The sequence below is a fragment of the Nocardioides oceani genome (genome assembly GCF_030412965.1).
Taxonomy (GTDB): domain Bacteria; phylum Actinomycetota; class Actinomycetes; order Propionibacteriales; family Nocardioidaceae; genus Nocardioides; species Nocardioides oceani.
In genome coordinates this window covers 199,554-214,642 of sequence record NZ_JAUHJQ010000001.1, presented here as the reverse complement: position 1 = coordinate 214,642, position 15,089 = coordinate 199,554, and the positions used below count along the sequence as shown (strand labels likewise).

Sequence of the window (15,089 nt, the reverse complement as noted above, 5' to 3'; positions counted from 1 at the left end):
GGCCGTTCGTCGTTCCGACTTGAAGCGATAGGTCCGCGACCGACTAGCTTCTTTGTGGATGCGGCTGTCAAGCTGCGCCGGGTGGACGGGTACGTACGGCATGTCAAGGCAACCGTTCCGCCAAGTCGTACGGCGGAGTTGGCTGCGGTCGATCAATTGGCTGGTCGACTGTTCAGGCACATCGAGGAGACTCGGGACGAATTGGCCCGCATCCACGTTCACGGGGCGAAGAGCAAGTCGATCCAAGATCACTTTCAGCAACTGTTGTGCCGAGATCTCGGGTTCAAAGAAGAAATAGTGCTGACGCCTCAGATGGGTTTGGTAACCCAAGCGCGTCCGGACTTCTTCTATCGGATGGACGACGGCCGGGGGATCGTTGCCGAGGTTGAGAGGGGCGGCACGATCACAAACAACCACGACCTGAAGGACCTCTGGAAGGCGCATGTGGCTCCCGACGCCCATCACTTGTTTCTCGTCGTCCCGTGGAAAAACTGGCGCGAGGACGGCACTCCGCGGGAGCGTCCTTTCCAGACAGTCGCACGCCGGCTCGGGGCCTTCTTCGGAGACCCACGTCGGGAAATCGACGTGCTGAGCGCTCACGTCTTCGCCTACTGACGAGCCGCGCATTCTGGCTGACCCTCGGTGGCCTTCCGAGGGCGGAGGGGCCGAGTCTGCAGAGCGGAGGCAGGATGTCGCCCATGGCCGACGAGCAGCACGGACTGGTGTTCCCGAGCGACGACGAAGGTCGGCGCAGCACGACCGCGGTGGGGCGGGCGGTGGTGGCCGATGCGCTGAACGCCGCCGACCCGGTGGGGGCGCGGGCGGCGGAGCGGGAGACGGCGTGGCGGTCGGAGTACGTCGACTACTTCCGGCGGCTCGTCGAGGCCGGGCTCGGGGCTCCCGAGGACGCGCTCGGGATCGCGCGGGCGGGGCTCGACTCGCTGCACGGACGGATGCGGGTGCTAGGCGCCGGCGGCGAGGTGCCGCTGGCCGAGTGGCCGACGGCCGCCGAGGAGACCACGGGCTTCGAGCAGGTCGAGGTGGCCGGCACGGCCGACCCGGTCGAGGAGCTGGTGCTGCCGTACCGGGGTGACCGGCTGCGTGGCGACGAGATCAGGCGGCAGGTCGACCGGTGGGTCGAGGCGGGCGTGGTCGAGCCGTCGGTGGCCGAGGCGGTCGGCGCGGTGCTGGACAACCCCGACTGGCTGCGGCTCGAGGGGCACACGGTCGCGGTCATCGGCGCGGCGTCGGAGATGGGGCCGCTGCAGGCGCTGACCCGGTGGGGCGCGCGGGTGGCGGCGGTCGACCTGCCGAAGGCGGGGCTCTGGGACCGGGTGGCCGAGACGGCGAGCGCCGGCGCAGGCACGGTCGTCGCGCCGGTGGCCGGCGGGACGGGGGAGACGCCGGGGGCCGACCTGCTCGCCGACGTACCGGCCCTGGCGCAGTGGCTGGGGGCGCAGCCGGGGACGCTGGTGGTCGGCAACTACGTCTACGCCGACGGCGCGACCAACGTCCGCGTCAGCACGGCCGTCGACGAGCTGAGCCGCCGCCTGCTGAGCAGCCGGGACGACGTGGCGCTGGCGTTCCTCGCCACGCCGACCGACGTGTTCGGGGTGCCGTCGGACGCGGTGGCGCAGGCGACCGAGCGGTACGAGACGCGGTCGCGGACGAGCAAGACGCTCGGCCGGCCGCTGCGCGCGGCGTCGGGCGGTCGGCTGCTCCGCCGGCCCTACGCGCCGGGGTCCGAGCCGGGGATCAACGACTCGCTGGTGCCGCAGCAGGGCCCCAACTACGCGCTGGCCAAGCGGCTGCAGCGCTGGCGGGCGACGGTGGCCTGCCACGAGGGCGCGACGGTGTCGATGAACGTCGCGCCGCCGACCCGCACCCGCTCGGTGGTCAAGAACCGCGCGCTCGCCGCGGCGTACGCCGGCGCCCACCGCTTCGGCGTCGAGGTCTTCGACCCCTCGACCTCGAACGTGCTGATGGCCGCGCTGCTCGTCCACGACCTCCACACCGGCGGAGGGCCGCGCCACGAGCACCCCTGGCAGGACGAGGCGTACGCCGCGGCGCACGGCGGGCTGTGGCGCACGGCGTACGCCCCGCGCAGCGCGCTCGGGCTGGCCGCGCTGCTGGGGATGGGAGCGGCCCGGGGCTGAGCGGTGGCGGCCGCGGGGACGCGCCGCTGCGGCTGTCGGGGGACCCGTTCGCAGTGCGTCGCCGGCCGGTCACCGCGCCGCCACCCACGGCTCATCCACGGCTCACCACGGGCTCACCGGCGCCCGACAGCGTGAGGGCCATGAATCCTCTCGGGCAGGACCTCCCTCGTCGTTCGTTCCTCCGCTCCGGTGCCGTCGGCGCGGCCGCGCTCGCCGGCGCCGCCGGCCTCGACCTCCGGACGGCCACGGCCGCCACGGCGGCCCCGGGAGCGCCGGTCGCCACGCCGCTGGTGCGCGCCGGGCGACGTACGCCGATGGCGGTGGCCACCGGCGACGTGACGTCGCGCTCGGCGGTGCTTTGGGCGCGGGCGCAGCGCCCGGGCCGGCTGGTCGCGGAGGTCATGAGCGGTCGGCGCACCCGTCGGGTCCGCGGCCCGTGGGCGACGCCCGACAGCGACCTGACCGCCAAGATCGCGCTCGACGGGCTGGGCCCGGGTCGGGAGCACGAGGTGCGGCTGGCGTTCGAGGACGAGGACGGCCACCTCGGCGGCGCGATGCGGGCGAGCTTCCGCACCGCCAGCCTTCACGAGGCGGCGACGAGCTTCGTGTGGGCCGGCGACACCTGCGGGCAGGGCTGGGGGATCAACCCCGACCTCGGCGGCCTGGTCGGCTACCGCGCGATGCACGAGACCCGCCCCGACTTCTTCGTCCACGCCGGCGACACCATCTACGCCGACGGCCCGATCCAGGAGTCGGTCACCGAGCCCGACGGGCAGGTATGGCGCAACCTGGTCATCCCCGAGGTCGCCAAGGTCGCCGAGACGCTCGCGGAGTTCCGCGGCCGCCACCGCTACACGCTGCTGGACCAGAACGTGCGGGCGATGTACGCCGAGGTCCCGGTCATCGCGCAGTGGGACGACCACGAGACCACCAACAACTGGTGGCCCGGTGAGGTGCTCGAGGACCCGCGCTACACCCAGGAGCGGCGCGTCGACGTGCTGGCGGCGCGGGGGCGGCGGGCCTGGCAGGAGTACATGCCGATCGCCGACCCGCGCTCCCGCGGCGGCCGCGACCGGGCCGCCGACGACCGCGGCCACGGGTTCGCGCCGGCCCGGATCTACCGCAAGATCGAGCGGGGCGCGCACCTGGACGTCTTCTGCCTCGACATGCGCACCTTCAAGGACCCGAACACCCCGGGCCTGGAGCAGGAGCGCACCTCGATCCTCGGCACCGAGCAGGTCGACTGGCTGATCCGGGAGGTACGCCGCTCGAAGGCGACCTGGAAGGTCATCTCCGCCGACCTGCCGATCGGCGTCGTCGTCCCGGACGGCCCCGTCGACCAGGAGAGCCTGGCCAACCGCGACCCCGGGCAGCCGCTCGGCAAGGAGCAGGAGATCGCCGCGGTCCTCTCGGCGTTCAAGCGGCACGGGGTCCGCAACACCGTGTGGATCACCGCCGACGTGCACTACTGCGCGGCCCACCACTACTCCCCGGAGCGCGCCGGCTTCACCGACTTCGACCCGTTCTGGGAGCTCGTGGCCGGGCCGATCGCCGCCGGCACCTTCGGCCCCAACGAGCTCGACGGCACCTTCGGCCCCGAGGTGGTCTTCCAGAAGCACGCCGCGGCCCCCAACGAGTCGCCGCGGGCCGGCAACCAGTTCTTCGGCCACGTCGCCATCGACGGGGACGGCCTGCTCACTGCCAGCCTGCGCGACCTCACCGGCGCGGTGCTGTGGAGCAAGGACCTGGAGCCCGAGCGGACGCGCTGACCTGGCGGGGCGGTCAGCGCGGGCGGACGTCCGCGACGACCGCCTTGCTCCGCGCGGCTCGCACGCACCCGGCGACGAGGCGGGGGAGGTCCGCCGGGTCGACGAGGGCGCCGAGCCGCTCGGGCGCGACGGGCAGCCCGAGACGGTCGGCGCCCCGCGCGGCCAGCCCGTCGACGTACGGCGCGACGTCGGGCCAGACGCCCTGCACCTCGCGGACGAAGATCGCCGCGCCGGCCGGGCCGATGCCGGTGAACTCCTGCAGCGCCGCCTCCAGCGCCGGCACGTCGTCACTCTGCTCGTGCATCCGGCGCAGGTCCCCGGACCAGTCGTCGAGCACCTTCGCGGCGAGCTCGCCGAGCTGGGTCGAGGTGCGCTCGTCGTAGCGGCGGTAGCCGCCCCGCCCGAGGGCGGCCACGAGGGTCCGGCGCGCGGTGTCCCGCGTCCGCTGGGGCGTGGTGCAGCCGGCGGCGAACAGCTCGCGGGCGGCCGCCACGGCGACCTCGGACCGGATCCGCGCCGACAGCAGCAGGGTCAGCACGAGCAGCTGCCACAACGGCGCCGGCTCGTCGGCCAGCGCGATCCCGGCGTCCTCGGCGTACGTCACGCCGTGCCGGTCGAGGAGCGCCCGGACGGTCGAGCGGGGTACGTCGGGGGCGGCCATGCCGGAGCGGTACCCCGCACGCGGACCAGGGCGGCGACCGATCGGTCGCCGCCCTGGTGCGTGGGGCTGGAGCGGGTCAGCGGCGCTTGCGCACGGTAAGCGTGACCTTGTCCGAGGAGGCGCGGACGCCGGCCTTGCCGACGTACGTCACGACGAGCCGGTGCTTGCCGACGCCGAGCGGCTTCAGGGTGACGACGCCACGGCCGGCGCCGTTCAGCCGGACCGAGCCGACCGTCGCGCCGCGCTCGGTCACGCGGACCCGGCCCGTCGGGACGGTGGAGCCGGCCGCCACGGCGACGCGCACCTTGCCGCGCTGGCCCGTGCGGACCTGCTCGCGCACCAGCGTGGCGAGGGTGACGCTGCGCGCGGGCGTGTCGACCTCGGTCGGCTCGTCGCAGGACGCGGCGGAGTCGGGGTGCGCGAGCGGCGTGCAGGCGAAGGCGGTCGGGTTGATCTCCTCCGGCGCGCGCCAGACGTCGGCGGCCGCCTCGTAGTCGGAGGCGAACCCGATCAGCTTCTGCTCGGTGTAGGGGGCGCCGAGGAAGGTGATCGCCACCGGGCGACGGTTCGCGGGCGTGTAGCCGGCGGGCAGGGTGAGCGACGGGTAGCCGGCGCGCGCGCCGATCCCCGTCGTGCCGGCGTTGCTGACGATGGCCTCGACGTCGTTGCTCTCGAGCACCGCGTCGATCGCGGCCCGGGTCTCGGTGAGGCCCTGCTCGCGCGCCGCCTCGTACGCCGCCGCGGTGGCCGGGTCGGCGAGGTCGACGTCCTGGGAGGCGGTCAGGAGGGTCTGGCCGAACTTCAGCGCGACCGCGGCGTGCTCGGAGTTGTACTCGATGATGTCGGCCAGCGACGTCATCGGTGCGTCGGCGGGCAGCCGGGACAGGTAGGCGTTCAGGTCGCGGCGGAACTCGTAGGTGAGGATGCCGGGCGCGGTCGTGTTCGCCGGCGCGGTGACCTCGACCAGCTCGGCGCCCTGCGCGCGCAGCACGTCGAGCGCGGCGAGGTAGGTCTCGTTGGTGGAGGCGATGTACCCGAGGCGGACCCCCGTGAGGGCGGTGTCGTCGATGCTCGCGGTGTAGTCGACGTCGTCGTACGTCTCCGACACCTCGTCCTGGGTGGCCGGGTCCTCGGGGTCGGCGCCGGTGGTGAGGCCGGTGAGGACGGCGGCGGCGTCGTACACCGAGCGCGTCATCGGGCCGGCGGTGTCCTGGGACGCCGAGATCGGGATGACGCCGGTGCGGCTGATCAGCCCGACGGTCGGCTTGATGCCGACCAGCGAGTTGGCGTTGGACGGGCTGAGGATGGAGCCGGAGGTCTCGGTGCCGACCGTCGCCGCCGCCATCGCGGTCGACGCGGCGACGCCCGAGCCGGCGCTGGACCCGCTCGGGGTCTGGGACAGGTCGTAGGCGTTGAGCACCTGGCCGCCCAGCGAGCTGTAGCCCGCCGGCATCCCGCTGGTCATGTAGTTGGCGAACTCGGTGAGGTTCAGCTTGCCGAGGATGATCGCGCCGGCCTCCTCCAGCGAGGCGGCAAGCGGCGCGTCGGCGGCGGGGTAGGAGTTGGCGAGCGCCACGTTGCCGGCCGTGGTCGGCAGGCCGGCGACGTCGATGTTGTCCTTGACGAGGATCGGGATCCCGAACAGAGGACCCTCCGCCTGACCGGCCGCCCGCGCCCGGTCGGCGGCCTCCGCCTGGGCGAGCGCGGTGCTGGACAGCTGGCGGACGGCGTTGAGCCGCGGGCCGTGGTAGTTGATCGCGTCGATCCGCGCGAGGTAGGCCTCGACCAGGTCGACGGAGGTGAACGCGCCGGCGGTGAGGCCGGCCTGGAGGTCCTCGATGCTCGCCGTGGAGAGCTCCAGCCCGCCCGGCAGCGTGGTCGGGGACGCCGCGGCCACCGCCGTGGTCGGGGCGGGGGCGGCGCCGGTCGCGGCGGTGGGCGCGAGCAGCGCGGTGGTGGACAGGGACGCCGCGACGGCGGCGGCGCCGGCGACGCGGACGAGACGGGAGTGCTGCCGGAGACGGGACCGGCGGGGCAGAGTCGACATGGTGTCCTTCGAGACGAGGGGAGCGGCCTCCCTCGAGGCGGGGGCCGCGGCCGAAGTCGACCTGCGCCGTGTTTCCGCCAGGTCACGACGCCCGGGACCGCTCACCCGTTCGGGGGTGGCTCGCCCTCCGCGTCACCGGAGGATCCGTCGTCGATCGGGCCAGTTTTCGTGGTGAGGTCCGCTTGGAGCGGCCTGCGCCGCAGGAATTCCTTTACCTGCTGTTGACCCGCCGGACGACCGTGGCCGCTGAGGGGGCCGTCAGGGGGCCGTGGTCGGGCTGGGGACGGGGACGCTCGGCTCGGCGGGCGGGGTCGGCGTCGGGGCCTCGGGGGTCGGCTCGTCCGACGGCTCCTCGGCCGGCTCCTCGGTCGGCGCCGCGTCGGTCGGCTCGCCGGAGGGGGTCGCGCCGTCGGTCGGCTCGACGCCGTCGCTCGGCTCGCCCGGGCCCGGGGCCTCGTCGCGGTCCGGGGCGTCGTCGGACGACCCGCCGCCGGTGATCCGGGTGATCGAGGTGCCGCCGTCGGAGTCCGAGCCGCCGGTGTAGGAGGAGACCGTGCGGCCGGTGAGCGCCTCGAAGAGGCTGATCACCACCACGACGAGCAGGAACAGGCCGCCGGCGACGAGGGCGATCCGCTTCCACGGGAGCACGGCGAGCCGCTCCCGCCACGACGGGGTGGCCGCCTCGGCCGGGGTCTCCTCGTCCGAGGGGTCGAGCGCGTCGGCGGCCTCGGCCAACCGGGCCTCGGCCCGCGGCAACCGCGAGGCGTCCCCGCGCCGGGCGGCACGGCGCACCTCCTCCTGCGCCGCGCCCACCTTGTGCAACGCCTGCTCCTGGACGGCGGCGAGCCGCGCCTTCGAGCGGGCGAGCCCCTGGCTGTAGACGGCGGTGCCGACGGTCGCCGCGACCGAGCCCAGTGCGGCGCCGATGAGCGTGCCGGCGGCGCCGAGGGTCGAGAGCAGGACGGCCGTCGTGATCGCGGCGAGCGCGCCGGCGATCGTCTTGAGCCAGTCGATGTCGAGCCCGGGATCGGGTCTGGTGGTGTCCTCGTCAGCCATCCCTCTCGACGGTACCGACCCTCCCTGGGCGCCTCCGCGGCCGCCCCGCGGAGCCCTCGGGTGAGGGACGTCACGGGCGCGGCGGCTTGGTGAGAGACCTCTTGGCTGTGACCGTGGTGGGCGCCGTCCGCAGGCTCGAGCCGGGTCGGCCGCACCACGAACCTGGACCGCGCCGAGGCCCGTCACGTCGCCAGGAACCATCGACACAGGAAGCAGAGACGGGCGCGGGAGACCCGAGCAGGACGCCCACCACCGCCGCGGCGGGGGAGGGCTTGGGGTGAAGCCGAGCAGCGCTCGGCCGGGCACGGCGCCCGAATCCGACAGGACCACTTCCGCAGGCGATCGCCGAGGAACGACCCCGTGAACCATGCCTTCACCGGCACGCTGCTGCGTGCCCGCCTGCTATTCGTCGCCCTGACCGCCGCGCTGACCCTCAGCCTCGCCGTCGGCGTCAGCCCGCTCTCGCCGACGGCGAACGCCGCCCCCTCCGGCGCGTCCACGAGCGACGGCTCGAAGCTCGACGGCCAGCGCACCACCGAGCGCCAGCGCAAGACCCGCCCCACCCGCGGCGAGCGGCTCATGCGCATCGTCCGCCGCCAGAACGGCGACCCGTACTCCTACGGCGCCGCCGGCCCGCACCGCTTCGACTGCTCCGGCCTGACCCAGTTCGTCTACCGCGTCGCGATCGGCGAGCGGCTCCCGCACAACTCCGGCGCGCAGGTCGGTCGCACCCGCCGGATCAGCCGCGCGGCCGCCCGCCCCGGCGACCTGGTGTTCTTCCACGACGGCGGCAGCGTCTACCACGTCGCGGTGTACGCCGGCGGCAACCGCATCTGGCACGCGCCCGGCTCCGGCAAGCGCGTCACCCGGGCGCAGATCTGGACCCGCAGCCACTTCTTCGGCCGGGTCCGCTGACCCGCTCCTGACCGCCGGACGTACCGAACCTCCTCGACGCGCCTCCGCCCCTGCGGGGACGCGCCGCTCGGTGGCACCTCGGTACGTCCGGCGGTCGCGGCCTCGCCCGAAAGGGCGGATGCGGTCCGGCCGCACCCTGGGGTAGAGGCCGGTGTGACACCGGCACGCCGTCGGTCTCGAATGCGTAACGAACCGCCTCCGAAACCTCCGCAGTCCTTCCGGCCGGGGCCTCCCGGGTGGTCGGTGATCGCCGGTCGTGCCCCCGCGCGACCGTCTCGGAACCATCTCGGAGGAACACGTGAACCGACGCATCACCAGCGTCTTCGGCGTGGCCGCGGCCCTCGGGCTCGCGGCCACGGTCGTCCCCGGAGCAGCCACGGCGACCCCGGCGGCCCATCCCGACGCCACCACCCTGCACACGGCGGACCAGGCTCCCGGCAGCGCGCCCGGGAAGACCGGCAAGGTCAAGCCCGACGACCGCACCGACGCGCGCGAGGACAAGCGCCGGGCCGCCAAGGCTCGGGTCGCCGAGCTCGTCGCCACCGGCAAGATCAAGCCCCAGGACCGGGGCGGCTCGGACTCGGTCAAGGTCGCGCCCGGCCAGTGGGTCGAGTACGGCACCCAGGAGACCGCGCAGCTGCTCTCCTTCCTCGTCGACTTCGGCGACCAGGTCGACCCGCGCTACCCGGCCGAGCCCGCCGGGCCGCGCCACGACCAGATCGAGGAGCCGGGGGAGGGCGACAACAGCACCTACTGGCGTCCGACCTTCGACCGCTCGCACTTCATGGACATGTTCTTCCACGGCATGCCCGAGGAGGGTGGCGCGTCGTTCCGCCAGGCGTACGACGAGATGTCGTCGGGCCGCTTCGACGTCGAGGGCGACGTGAGCGACTGGGTGACGGTGCCCTACAGCTCGGCCAGCTACGGCCAGACCGAGTCCAACCGCGACATGACCCGCTTCATCAGCGACTCCGCCACCGCCTGGGTGCAGGCGCAGAAGGCCGCCGGCAAGACCGACGCCGACCTGAAGGCCTACCTCCAGCGCTTCGACGTCTGGGACCGCTTCGACCACGACGGTGACGGCGACTTCGCCGAGCCCGACGGCTACATCGACCACTTCCAGGCGATCCACGCCGGCGAGGGCGAGGAGGCCGGCGCCCCGGAGTCGGCCATCTGGTCCCACCGCTGGGCCGCCAACCCGAGCGGCCGCGTCGGCCCCGAGGGCGCCAAGCAGGGCGGCGTGCAGATCGGGAACACCGGCCTGTGGATCCGCGACTACACCACCGAGCCGGAGAACGGCGGCCTCGGCGTCTTCGCGCACGAGTTCGCCCACGACCTCGGCCTGCCGGACTTCTACGACACCGAGGGTGGGGAGAACGGCACCGCGTTCTGGACCCTGATGAGCTCCGGCTCGTGGCTCAGCCGTGAGGAGCACGGCGCGATCGGCACGCTCCCGAACTCCATGGGCCCGCACGAGAAGCTGTTCCTCGGCTGGCTCGACCACGCCACCGTCGACGCCGGCGCCACGCGCGAGCTCAAGCTCGGCCCGGCCCACCACGCCACGAAGAACCCGCAGGCGGTCGTGGTCAACCTGCCCAACGGCACGCAGGAGAACGAGATCGGCGACGCCGCCACCGGGTCGCGGTACCTCTACTCGGGCAACGGCGACGACCGGACCGCCACCGCCACCAGCCCGTCCTTCACGGTGCCGGAGGCGGGCACGCTGAGCGCGAAGGTCGACTACGCGATCGAGGAAGACTGGGACTACGCCTACGCGGAGATCTCCACCGACGGTGGTGCGACGTTCACCCCGCTGGCGACCAACCTGTCGACCGACACCGACCCCAACGCGCAGAACGACGGCCACGGGATCACCGGCAGCTCGGCGGGCCAGTGGGTCGAGCTGACGGCCGACCTGGCGGCGTACGCCGGGAAGCAGGCGCAGGTCCGGTTCCGCATGGTCAACGACGCCGGCGTGCACGAGCTCGGCCTCAAGGTCGACGACGTCGCGGTGGGCTCGGCCCTGCAGACCTCGTTCGAGGACGGCGAGACCGCGTGGACGCTCGACGGCTGGACGACGGTCGTGGACGGCAGCTACACGACGGAGTACACGCACTACTACATCGCCGAGAACCGCCAGTACGCCGGCTACGACACCACCCTCGCGGAGGGCCCGTACAACTTCGGCTGGGGCGTCACGGCGCCTGACCGGGTGGAGCGCTTCCCGTACCAGAACGGCATGCTCGTCTGGTACGTCAACAGCCTCTTCGGCGACAACAACACCAGCTCGCACCCCGGTGGCGGCCAGGCCCTCCCGGTCGACGCCGACGCCGCGGCGCTGCGCTGGTCGGACGGCACCATCGCCCGCAACCGGATCGGCTCGTTCGACGCCACCTTCGGCCTCGAGCGCACCGACGCCCTCTCGCTGCACCGCGAGACGGCTGCGGGGATGACCACCCTCGAGGTGCCCTCGGTCCAGCAGTCGCCGGTCTTCGACGACAGCGATCCGAACCGCTACTACGACGTCGCGAACCCGCAGGGCAGCGTCGTCGTCGGTGGCACCGGCACCGCCATCCGCGTGGTCAACAGCAACACCAAGCAGGGGTTCATGACGGTCCGGGTCAACTGACCCGACACCGCTCCGCACCAGGAGGGACCCGGCGCGAGGTTCGCGCCGGGCCCCTCCTGCGTTGCCGCCCGCCTGCGTGACGCGGCCTGCCGGCTGATCCTGGTCCAGACCAGTCGGAGGTCCATGTAACGGGGACCGGGGGTGGCGACAGGTGACGATCGATACACCTTCCGGAACGCCGCCCGGCCTCGGTCCCCCCTGTGGGGCCGGACGGCGATCCTCACGGAACAGCCGGCCCGCCCTCGGTCCCCCTGGAGGGCGGGCCGGCGTCGTTCCTGCCCGGGTCGCGCCGGGTCGGACGGGAACAACCGGCGCTCGGAGGCGTTGAGACCTGAGCGCCGCGGACCGTGCGCGGGCGTCGTCCACAGGGCGCGCCCGCCGATCGCGCTGGTGTCGGCGCCTCGCGGCATGATCGTCGCGACGAAGGCCGAGACCACGACGCGACAGGAGGGGCCGTGTCCCAGACGCCACTGCCGGACCTCGACGAGTCGATGGTGCTGCGCTCCTTCGACCGCGGGACGGTCGACCGGGCGCTGGCCTACGTCGCCGAGGGTCGCGTCGAGGACATCGTGCTGCGCGCGGACGACCCGGAGGAGGTCGTGCTCACCGCGAACGTCGTCGGCACGGCGCAGCGGCCCTACGAGGTCGAGCTCTGCGCGGTGCGCGCACCGGACCGGTGGGAGCTCTACAGCGACTGCACGTGCCCCGTCGGCGTCGGCTGCAAGCACGGCGCGGCGCTGGCGCTGACGGTCAGCCAGCAGCGCGAGGAGGACGTCGCACCGCAGAAGGCGCCGCTGTGGACCGCCCGGCTGGAGCGGGTGCTCGACGAGCTCGACGCCGGGCCGGCGGGCGGCCGCGCCCAGACGCTCGGGCTCGAGGTCTCCCTCGACAGCCCCGGCGGGCCGGAGCAGCCCGCCGGCGCGGGGCACCGGCGGGCGCCGTCGTGGCAGGTCCAGGCGAGCCGGGCCTCGCTGCGGATGCGTCCGCTCGCGGCCGGGGCGCGGGGGACGTGGGTCCGCCGCGGCGTCGGGTGGAGCGACCTGACCAAGGTGTCCTACTCCCGCACCTACGAGCCCGACCAGCTCGCCCCGCTCCTCGAGCTCTCCGGCGCCCGGCGCTCGCCGACCTACTACAGCGCGGGCGACTCGCCGCTCGACGACTTCGGCCCGGGCCTGTGGGCGATGCTCGAGCGGGCCCGCGCCGCGGGCGTCCCGCTCGTCGGCGGTGCCGGGATCTCCTCGGTCACGCTGCTGGACCGGCCGCTCTCCCTGACCGCCGAGCTGCGCGCCGAGCAGCCCGGTGGCTCCGCCCGGCTCGCCGTCGGCGTCTGGCACGACGATCGCTGGTGGAGCGGCGAGGAGCTGCTCGTGGTCGGCCAGCGCGGCCACGGCATCGGCCTGCTGGACGCCTCGACCCAGGAGCTCGTCCTCGCGCAGCTGGACCGGTTGGTGCCCGAGCCGGTGCGCCGGCTCCTCGAGACCCCCGACCCGCTGCTGATCCCGGCCGAGGAGGGCGAGCTCTTCGTCACGACCCACCTGCCGCGGTTGCGCCGGCACCTCCCGGTCGCCTCGACGGACGGCTCGGTGCCGGTGCCGGAGGAGCAGCCGCCGGCCCTCGTCCTCACCATCGCGTGGAAGGGCCCGGGCACGGCCGAGGTCAGCTGGGGCTGGTGCTACCGCACCGGCGAGCACGAGGTGCGCACCGGGCTCGACCCGGCCGCGGCGTCGCCCGGCGGCGTACGTCGCCACGACCGGGAGCGCGCGCACCTCGCCCGCCTCGACCTCGGCGCCACCGGCGACGAGCTGCTGCGCGGGGAGGACGGCGCGCTCGTCGGCCGCCGCCTGCTGCGCGGCAACCGCCTCCTCACGCTGGTCGGCGAGGTGCTGCCCGCCCTGCGCGAGGACCCGCTCGTCGAGGTCGAGGACGTCGGCATCCAGCCCGACCACCGGGCGGCCGAGAGCGAGCCGGAGATCCGGTTCGAGCTGGACGAGAACGCCGGCGAGGGGCGCGTCGACTGGCTGAACCTGCGGGTCGTGATCGACGTCGACGGCGAGCAGGTGCCGCTGTCGTACCTCATCGAGGCGCTGACCGACGCCTCCCGCCACGGCGAGGAGCTGGTCTTCCTGCCGAGCGGTCGCCACCTGCCGGCCGCCCACCCGGCCCTGGCCCGGCTCGCCGACGCGGTGCGCGCCGCCGAGGAGCTCGTCGAGCGCACCGACGAGGACCGGATCGGGGTCGGCACGGGTGACCTCGGGCTGTGGGGCGAGCTCGCCGAGATCGGCGTCGTCGACTCCCAGGCCGCCCAGTGGGTCGAGGCGGCGCAGGCGTTGCGCGGGCTCACCACCCTGCCCGAGGTGGACCCGCTGGGGATGGCGAGCACGCTGCGCGAGTACCAGCTCGAGGGCTTCCGCTGGCTGGCGTTCCTCCACGACGCCGGGCTCGGCGGGATCCTCGCCGACGACATGGGCCTGGGCAAGACGCTGCAGACCCTGGCCCTGATCAGCCACGCCCGCGCGCGCGGCTCCGAGCCGTTCCTCGTCGTCGCGCCCACCAGCGTGGTCCCCGGATGGGTGCGTGAGGCGGCCACCCACGTGCCCGGCCTGGACGTCCGGGCGGTCACCGCCGGTCGCCGGCGCCGCGGGCAGGAGCTCAAGGAGGTCGTCGCGGGCGCGGACGTGGTCGTGACGACGTACACCCTGCTCCGCCTCGAGGCCGACGACTACGCCGCGATGCCCTGGGGCGGGCTGGTGCTCGACGAGGCGCAGCAGGTCAAGAACCACCAGGGCAAGACCTACCAGGCGGTGCGGCTGGTCGAGGCGCCGTTCCGTCTCGCGCTGACCGGCACGCCGTTCGAGAACCGGCTGATGGAGCTGTGGTCGCTGCTGTCGATCGTCGCGCCCGGCCTCTACCCGCACCCCAAGCGGTTCGGCGAGCTCGTCGCCGGGCCGGTCGAGAAGCGGGGCGACGAGTCGGCGCTGCGCCGGTTCCGTACCCGGATCCGGCCGTTCCTGCTGCGCCGCACCAAGGAGCTGGTCGCCGCGGACCTGCCGCCCAAGCAGGAGCAGGTCCTCGACGTGGCGCTGGGCGCCAAGCACCGCAAGGTGTACGACGCGCACCTGCAGCGCGAGCGGCAGCACATCCTCGGCCTGATCGCCGAGGACTTCGACGCCAACCGGGTCGCGATCTTCCGCTCGCTGACCAAGCTGCGCCAGCTCAGCCTCGACCCCGCCCTGGTCGACCCCGAGCTCGATGCGGTCGGTTCGGCCAAGATCGACCTGCTGGTCGACCACCTCCGCGAGCTCGCCGAGGAGGGCCACCGGGCGCTGGTGTTCAGCCAGTTCACCAGCTTCCTCGCGCGGGTGCGCGAGCGGCTCGACGTCGAGGGGCTGTCCTACTCCTACCTCGACGGGCGCACCCGGGACCGCGAGGCGGTGATCGAGGGGTTCCGTGGCGGCGACGCCCCGGCGTTCCTCATCAGCCTCAAGGCGGGCGGCGTCGGGCTGACGCTGACCGAGGCGACCTACGTGTTCGTCCTCGACCCCTGGTGGAACCCCGCGACCGAGGCGCAGGCCGTCGACCGCGCCCACCGCATCGGCCAGCACTCACCCGTCACGGTCTACCGCCTCGTCGCGACCGACACCATCGAGGAGAAGGTGATGGAGCTCAAGGCCCGCAAGGCCGCGCTCTTCGCCCAGGTGGTCGACGGCGACGGCGCGATGTCCACCGCGGTCACCGCCGACGACGTGCGCGCGCTCTTCGACGACTGACGCAGCGCGGGCGCGCCCGGTGCCGCCGGCCGCGCCGCGTCGTCCGCTCCGTGCGGGCCTGCGGGTCCGTGCCGGACCATCCCGCCGGG

9 protein-coding genes are annotated in these 15,089 nt (G+C 74.0%); 6 read left to right on the top strand and 3 right to left on the bottom strand.

The annotated features are described in order from the left end of the window. The 3 genes from QWY28_RS01075 to QWY28_RS01065 all read left to right on the top strand — a co-directional run. Positions 1 to 615 (top strand): hypothetical protein (locus QWY28_RS01075; protein ID WP_300950453.1); only part of this gene is annotated, 615 nt, incomplete at its 5' end. An 83-nt stretch (positions 616 to 698) separates the two neighbouring features. Further along, positions 699 to 2,156 (top strand): hypothetical protein, encoded by a 1,458-nt coding sequence (locus QWY28_RS01070; RefSeq protein ID WP_300950452.1) that lies wholly within the window; start codon positions 699 to 701, stop codon positions 2,154 to 2,156. A gap of 140 nt (positions 2,157 to 2,296) precedes the next feature. Continuing rightward, positions 2,297 to 3,925 carry an alkaline phosphatase D family protein gene (locus tag QWY28_RS01065; protein WP_300950451.1) on the top strand — a complete coding sequence of 543 codons (1,629 nt, stop codon included), beginning with the start codon at positions 2,297 to 2,299 and terminating at the stop codon, positions 3,923 to 3,925. A gap of 13 nt (positions 3,926 to 3,938) precedes the next feature. On the opposite strand, the gene QWY28_RS01060 is transcribed toward QWY28_RS01065, so the two are convergent. The 3 genes from QWY28_RS01060 to QWY28_RS01050 form a co-directional block, all read right to left on the bottom strand. Beyond that, entirely contained in the window at positions 3,939 to 4,586 is a 648-nt protein-coding gene (locus tag QWY28_RS01060; RefSeq protein ID WP_300950450.1) for an HhH-GDP family DNA glycosylase, read from the bottom strand. A gap of 76 nt (positions 4,587 to 4,662) precedes the next feature. Next, positions 4,663 to 6,633 carry an amidase family protein gene (locus QWY28_RS01055; protein WP_300950449.1) on the bottom strand — a complete coding sequence of 657 codons (1,971 nt, stop codon included), beginning with the start codon at positions 6,631 to 6,633 and terminating at the stop codon, positions 4,663 to 4,665. Positions 6,634 to 6,891: 258 nt separating this feature from the next. Next, a complete protein-coding gene (locus QWY28_RS01050; protein ID WP_300950448.1) occupies positions 6,892 to 7,689 on the bottom strand; it encodes a hypothetical protein in 798 nt (265 codons plus the stop codon). A gap of 360 nt (positions 7,690 to 8,049) precedes the next feature. Between QWY28_RS01050 and QWY28_RS01045 the strand changes: the two genes are divergently transcribed. From QWY28_RS01045 to QWY28_RS01035, 3 genes are all read left to right on the top strand, one after another. Beyond that, complete coding sequence (locus QWY28_RS01045) at positions 8,050 to 8,604, top strand: C40 family peptidase (RefSeq protein WP_300950447.1); 555 nt, start codon at positions 8,050 to 8,052, stop codon at positions 8,602 to 8,604. 298 nt (positions 8,605 to 8,902) lie between these two features. Then, positions 8,903 to 11,233 carry an immune inhibitor A domain-containing protein gene (locus QWY28_RS01040; RefSeq protein WP_300950446.1) on the top strand — a complete coding sequence of 777 codons (2,331 nt, stop codon included), beginning with the start codon at positions 8,903 to 8,905 and terminating at the stop codon, positions 11,231 to 11,233. 455 nt (positions 11,234 to 11,688) lie between these two features. Next, the gene (locus tag QWY28_RS01035) at positions 11,689 to 15,000 is read left to right on the top strand and encodes a DEAD/DEAH box helicase (protein ID WP_300950445.1); all 3,312 of its coding nucleotides are present in this window, start codon (positions 11,689 to 11,691) and stop codon (positions 14,998 to 15,000) included. The last annotated feature ends 89 nt before the right edge of the window (positions 15,001 to 15,089 follow it).

Coding starts and splice junctions, on each gene's coding strand:
- QWY28_RS01070 (WP_300950452.1), top strand. CDS start 699: ATGGCCGACGAGCAGCACGGACTGGTGTTCCCGAGCGACGACGAAGGT.
- QWY28_RS01055 (WP_300950449.1), bottom strand. CDS start 6,633: ATGTCGACTCTGCCCCGCCGGTCCCGTCTCCGGCAGCACTCCCGTCTC.
- QWY28_RS01060 (WP_300950450.1), bottom strand. CDS start 4,586: ATGGCCGCCCCCGACGTACCCCGCTCGACCGTCCGGGCGCTCCTCGAC.
- QWY28_RS01065 (WP_300950451.1), top strand. CDS start 2,297: ATGAATCCTCTCGGGCAGGACCTCCCTCGTCGTTCGTTCCTCCGCTCC.
- QWY28_RS01050 (WP_300950448.1), bottom strand. CDS start 7,689: ATGGCTGACGAGGACACCACCAGACCCGATCCCGGGCTCGACATCGAC.